The organism is Hyalangium sp. (genome assembly GCF_035629615.1).
In the GTDB taxonomy this organism is placed as follows: Bacteria; Myxococcota; Myxococcia; order Myxococcales; family Myxococcaceae; genus Hyalangium.
This window is the reverse complement of record NZ_DASPHO010000289.1, coordinates 1-6,060: the sequence shown is the minus strand read 5'-3', so window position 1 is coordinate 6,060 and position 6,060 is coordinate 1. Positions and strand designations below refer to the sequence as shown.

Genomic DNA, 6,060 nt, shown 5'->3' with positions numbered 1-6,060 from the left:
ACGAGGCCAGGAGCCAGTCCGGTGTTCAGTCCTTGCCCGCGTGGGTTGTCCGGGACACCGGCAATGAACACTCTCCTGACGTAGCCTCGGGGCGAGCCACTCCGGCGTGCTGCTCCATGAAGTCTGCGGTGTTCTGAAGTCCCCGCTCCTCGCGCATCCGCGCTCCGAGCTCCCGGGCCCGTGCCTTCACCGGCTCCGAGAGGATCTGCTCGAGCGCCTCGCCCAGCCGGGCTACTGAGAAACGCTGGAACGGCATCCACGCCCCTGCTCCCAGCTCCTCCACCCGCCCCCCCCAGAACGGTTGGTCGAGGAGGACGCTGCACACGAGGGTCGGCAGGCCAGCCGCGAGGGTGGCCGTGGTCGTTCCCAACCCGCCGTGGTGCACCGCAGCCTGGCAGCGCGGCAGGACCGCGTCGTGGTTCACCGAGGAGGTGATGAAGAGGCGCTCGTCGTCCGCCAGGGCTTGCAGGTCTGACCAGCCGGAGACGATGAGCCCGCGCAGCCCCAGGACTTCGAGCACATCGCGGACAGCTCGAATGAACGTCAGAGGCTCCAGGACCGGCAGGCTCCCGAAACCAAAGTAGATGGGAGGCGTCCCGCTCTGCAGCCAGCGGTCCAGGGCTGGCTCGATGGAACCTTCTCCGATGCGCGCCCGGACCGCGCCCGGCAGCTCACAGTGCCCCGTCGTCACGTGGTGCGGAGCCCAGTCCGAAGGACGCGGCAGGAGCGTGGGGCTCACCAGATGCGCACAGGGGACCTGCTCCTCCTCCAGCAACACATGGGGATTCCGCGGGGCCGGCTCGAGCCCGAGCTTCCGGCATGCCGACAGGTGCGCCGGGCGCGCCGCACGCCAGAACACCGTCCGCGCAAGCCGGTGCGTCCAGTGCCGGAGCGCCCCCCAGCGGATCCGGCCAAGGTTCAACAACGGGCTCGGGAAGGCGCGGGTGGGAATGACGGGGGCGAGCTGAGTCCGGATGAGCGGAACCTTCCTCCACTGCGCGAGCGTCCGGGCTCCCACCTCGAGGAGCGGATGCGAGACGATCACCTCCGCCCGCTCCGTCGCCTGGACCACCCCGTCGAGCACCGCGCGCTCGTGCCGGGCCTGCTCGGTGCTCGACCACTGAAGGAACCTCATGAACTGCCCGCGAGCCAGGAATGCCTTCCCATGCGGCGAGTCGAACAGCTCGCGCATGCGCAGGCCCGAGTACGGAACGGACTCGACCCCGGCCTTCCTCACGAGCTCCGCCAAATCCTCGCTCGACGCGATGACGGCCTGATGGCCTCGTAGGACCAGCTCACTCGCCAGCGCCACATAGGGCTGCGTGTCACCCCGGGTCCCCATCGTCAGGAATGCGAAGCGCACGGAACTCCCCTCCCCAGCGCGCGTCCTGGCTTCACCTCCGTCCAGGCAAGGCCCGCTTCGGATGCAGCCTACAGGCTCGCTGCTCTCGAGGCGCGCCCTGCCTCTCAGCGACCCGAGCCAGCGACTTGCCGTTTCACAGCACCGGATCGCACCTTGAGCGGTGTCGTCTCACTCGAAAGCGCCCCCTCGATCGGGAGGCAAGCGAGGTAGCTCCGAGGCGGAGATCGCCACCCGGCAGCGCGAGCTGTACGCCCTGCCTCTTGATCAGTTCACCCGTGCCCGAGACGCGCTCGCCAAGGAGCTCGCGTCGAAGGGCCGGGCCAAGGATGCGCAGGCGATACGAAAGCTCAAGCGCCCGGTCGTTGGCGCGTGGGTCGTCAATCGGCTGGCCCAGCAGCAGCCAGAGCACCTGGGAGAGTTCCTGGACTCCGCGCGCGCTCTGGAGAAGGCCCACCGCCGGGCCATGTCCGGACTGGCGTCGGAGCCTTTCAAGGAGGCCAACCGTGCCTTCCAACAGTCGCTCGATGCCTTGATGAAGGACATTACCGCCTTGCTGGCCGCGACGGGACGTCCCGCCACGGGTGATCTCATCCGCCAGGTCGAAGAGACCCTGCGCACCGCCGCGCTCGGGACGGAGGAGGAGCGCACGGTCTTGACCCAAGGCACATTGACGCAGCCGCTGCGCAGCTCCGGCTTCGGCTCCTTCTCCCCTCTCCTGCTCGTCGGTCCATCCCCAGCTCACACATCACGCAAGCCTGCGAGAGCGCCGCCAGGCCGCCGCCCCGAGAAGCCACCGGCGCCGCCCGCGCCAGCGCCTCCTCCCGCCGGCGGCAAGGTGCTGAGAGGCCCGTGGACGCCTCGGGAGGACGAGGTTGAAGCCCCAGCTCGTCCTCCACCTGCCGCCAAGCCTCGCATCGCTCCGCCTGTGCCCCATCCACCGAAGCGGCAAGCCCGCGAAGCAGCAGCTGCCGAGGCCCGGCACCAGCGTGAAGCGGAGCTCCGGCAGCTCCGGAGGGAGGCCAAGCAGCGCGCGGACGAGGCTGCCCGCGCCGATCGGAGCGCACGCCAGGCCTTGGTACGCACCCAGGCTGCGCTCAGGACCACGAAGGGAAAGACCCTGCAAGCACGCCGGGCCTTGGAGAACGCCGAGTCCCAGGTCCGCCGCGCACGGGAGGCGCTCGAAGGCGCAGAGGAAGCAGAGCGGGTCCAGGCCGAAGAGGCCTCACGCGTGGACGAGCAGGCCACGGCCGCCAAACGGGAGCTCACCCACGCACGGCGCCACCTGGAGCAGGCCGAGTCGCGCGTGCGACCATGACGCTTCTCTCACCGGGCGCGAGGGTGTCTCATCACTTCTCCTCGGCCTTCTCTTTCCACCACCCCTGGGCAACGTTGACGACACCTTCGACTCGGGCCCGGAGGTTGCGCAGCTTGACATGACCGGCCGTCGCCGCAGCGACGTCGCTCAGTGTCGAGCGGAACTCCTCGAGCATCTGGCGCGCTGTGGGCTCCGTCACGAAGTGGCGGGTGCTCCACGCAGCGTCCTCGACACCCCAGTAGGGCTTAAAGGCAAGCTCGAGGTCGATGTAGAGCTTGGCCCATCGCGCTTGATCGACGAGCCGCTCGAGCACGCGGATGTCCGTCTTGGCTGTCCCCAGGATCTCCTCGATGGTGCCGAGCAGCTTCCCGATCCGTACATGCACTTCTGCGATGGCCATGGGCATCCCATCCTACTGAACGCCCAGGCCGTACAAGTCGTGAGCAGGGCTTCTGTCCAATGGCAGGAAGAAGCCCTCCCGTCACCCGGCGCAGTGCGTCATTTGGAGGCAGCGGAGCCCTTGTCTACCACCGCTCCATTCTTTCCCCCGGGGCCGAGCAGCCCCTGCATGGAGTCGAAGAGGTTGAGGTTGGAGCCGCTCGGCAGGAACACGACCTTGTCCAGGCCCCCCACCACCGCGGCCTGGGCCTGCGCCGCCACCACCTTGACGAAGTTCTCCCCTCCGCCCAGCGCCTCGACGCGCTGGCGGAACTGATCGGCCTCCACGGCCGCCAGCCGCGCCTGACGATCCACCTCGAGATCGTTCAGCTTCTTCTGCCGCTCCAGCGCCACCTCGCTCATCATGCGCTCGCGCTCCAGCTCCGCCTCGGTGCGGATGCGGGACGCCCGGGCCTCTGCCTCTGCGCGGGCCAGCGCCTCCTCGCTCTCCACCCGCGCCTTCTCGAGCTCCGCCTCCGCCCCCACCTTGGCGTGGCTCAGCGTGGCCAGCTGGTGATTCTTGTTCTCCAGCTCGATGAGCGACTGCCGCTCGGCCTCCGACTTCCGGTGGCTGGAGATGTCCGCCAGCTTCTTCTCCTCCTCGCTGCGGATGCGCTTGAGCTCGGCCGCCGCCTGCGCCTCCTGCTTGGAGGCATCCAGCTGGATCTGGATGTTCGTGTCGATGGCCTCGCGCAGCTTCAGCGCCGTCTTGTCGTCAACCGGGGCGATGTCCTTGATGTCGATGTCGATGATGCGCAGCTTGTTCTCGGAGAAGAGGCGATCCTTGCGCGCCTTGCCCGCCTCATCCACGCCGAAGATGGAGCGGCGGATCAGCACGCTGGCGTTCTTGTGGAACGTCTCGAAGTCGTTCTCCGCGGCCACCTGGCGGATGCGCGAGGCGAGGTTCTCGCATACGTAGCCAATGAAGTCGTTCACCCGGAAGATCGCCTTGTCCTTCTCCGAGTCGCTCTCCACGTCGAACTGCCACTTGTACGAGAGCTTGATGCGCAGCCGGGCATGATCCCGCGTGGCCACCTCGAACAGATCCGTGGCGAAGTCCGGCCCCAGCCGCAGCATGAGCACCTTGAGCTGCCGCGGGCGCTTGGGCGTCCCGCCTGACAAGTCGAGCACCGTCACGTCCTCATATGGGCGCAGCATCACCTTCGCGGGGCCGAACTCCACCCGGGCGTGGTTCGTCTCAAAGTCGTTGATGAGCACCGCGGTGTTGTCCTCGATGCGCAGGACGATGGCCCGGGTGCGATCCATCCGCTCCCCGGCAGCCGGGGACGGCCGCGACACCTTGGCCTCCTTGCCATCCACGGCGGAGAGCTGGACCCCCTGAGGAGCAGGAGCCAGCCCCAGCAGCGCCTCAGCGTCGGCGGAGAGCCGCTTCTCGTGCAGCTCCTGGTGGGCCTCGGGCATGAACTGGCACGGCCCCTGGACGAGCGACACCTTGCCGGAGCGCAGATCCCTCACGTAGAGGCCCTCTCCCTGGCCGAGCGACAAGGCGTGGATCTCCTTCTGGATGACCACCTTCTCGTTGGGCACGTAGGTCCGCGGCCCGCGGACGATCCACGTGTCACCCGCCTTGCGGGGCCGGGGCTCGCCACCCTCCTCCGGCTCGGGGAAGTCGTCGAGCGCCTGGAGCTTGAGCCCCTGCATCTCGGAGAGGACGTGCTTGCGGCGGACCTCCCCTTCCAAGACCTCGCCCGGCTCCAGGAAGAAGACATCCGGCCCGGAGATGACCTTGCGCCGGCCCTCCTGGATCTTCCCGGTGGTCCGGTCCACGGGGTTGAGCACGATGCAGTACTCGGTCTCCTTGAGGACGCGCGCCTTCTCGGTGGAGACCACGCTCACCGCCTCGCTGGGGACGTAGCGGCCGGGCCCTCGGACGAGCCACTCGTCGCCGGCCTCCCTGCGACGCGGCCCACCCGGGGCGCGCTCGTCCATGAAGGCGGTGAGCGCGCGCATGCGGAGCGCATCGTAGACGCCGAGCACGTACTCGGGAGTGATCTCGCCCTCGAGTTCCTCACCCGGGTAGAGCGGGAACACCTGGGGGCCGACGCGGACCTCGCGATCGCCCACGGCGATGCGAGCCTGGCCAAAGTCATCCAGCGAGACCTTGCCGTCCTCGCGCACCACGGGGTTGCGCACCACGCACCAGCTGCCGGTGCCCAGTTCCACCATCCGGCTCTTGGTGACGAGGGTGAGGTGGGCCTCCAGCGTGAGCACCTTGGGGCCAATCTCCACCAGCACCACGCCGCGGTTCGCGTCTTCGATATAGGCGTACTCGCGGTTCTTCAGGGAGATGCGCTGGATCGCTTCGCTGCTGTTGTTCGACGGAGGCACGGAGACACCTGCTCGTGGGAGGGTTCTCCCCTCGCCTATGCCAGCCGCGTGCCTGCGCCATTCCAGACGGGAGCCGCTCGGAAACGGGGGAATTCCCGCCCAGAATGGATCTCCTGCTCGCTCCAGATTGAGGCAGGGTGAGCCATCCTGGCGCGCTCGCAGGGCCGCCCGTGGGGCGCACGTTCATCCGTGCAGTGGCGCCCCTCTGTCCCGGACGGGCCGCCCTGCCTTCAGCAACCGCTGGGAGACACACGCCCGAAGGGCCTGGTTGTCAAAGGGCTTCTCGAGCCACTGCTTCTCTCGGAGGAACTGCCGCGCCTCGGGTGAGAAGGCGCCCCCCGTCAAGAACAGCATCCGCGCAGCGACGTCGGGGGCCTGGCGCGACAGCTCCTCATGAAGCTCCATGCCCGTCATCTGCGGCATCATCAGATCGCAGAGGACGAGATCGAAGCGCTCCCCTGCATTCACCAGCTCCAGGGCTTCCTGAGCGCTCGTGACGACGACGACCTCACACAGGGACTTCAGGACCCGCTTTGCCGAGGTCCCCACGAAGGGCTCGTCGTCCACGATCAGGACACGCCCGGCCTTCTCGGAG

5 protein-coding genes are annotated in these 6,060 nt (G+C 68.2%); 1 reads left to right on the top strand and 4 read right to left on the bottom strand.

Features of this window, described 5'->3' with window-relative positions; genetic code table 11:
• Positions 1–25: 25 nt before the first annotated feature.
• On the bottom strand, positions 26–1,363 hold the full coding sequence (locus tag VD972_RS14645; protein ID WP_324987032.1) for a glycosyltransferase: 1,338 nt from the start codon (positions 1,361–1,363) through the stop codon (positions 26–28).
• Positions 1,364–1,523: 160 nt separating this feature from the next.
• On the opposite strand from VD972_RS14645, the gene VD972_RS14640 reads away from it, so the two are divergent.
• Positions 1,524–2,678: a hypothetical protein gene (locus VD972_RS14640; protein ID WP_324987029.1), complete on the top strand. Its 1,155-nt coding sequence runs from the start codon at positions 1,524–1,526 to the stop codon at positions 2,676–2,678.
• 31 nt (positions 2,679–2,709) lie between these two features.
• On the opposite strand, the gene VD972_RS14635 is transcribed toward VD972_RS14640, so the two are convergent.
• From VD972_RS14635 to VD972_RS14625, 3 genes are all read right to left on the bottom strand, one after another.
• Positions 2,710–3,078, bottom strand: coding sequence for a hypothetical protein (locus VD972_RS14635; RefSeq protein ID WP_324987026.1), 369 nt, complete (start codon positions 3,076–3,078; stop codon positions 2,710–2,712).
• 98 nt (positions 3,079–3,176) lie between these two features.
• Entirely contained in the window at positions 3,177–5,465 is a 2,289-nt protein-coding gene (locus VD972_RS14630; protein ID WP_324987023.1) for a hypothetical protein, read from the bottom strand.
• 183 nt (positions 5,466–5,648) lie between these two features.
• Positions 5,649–6,060: response regulator (locus VD972_RS14625; protein ID WP_324987020.1), on the bottom strand; the 412-nt coding region annotated here is incomplete at its 5' end.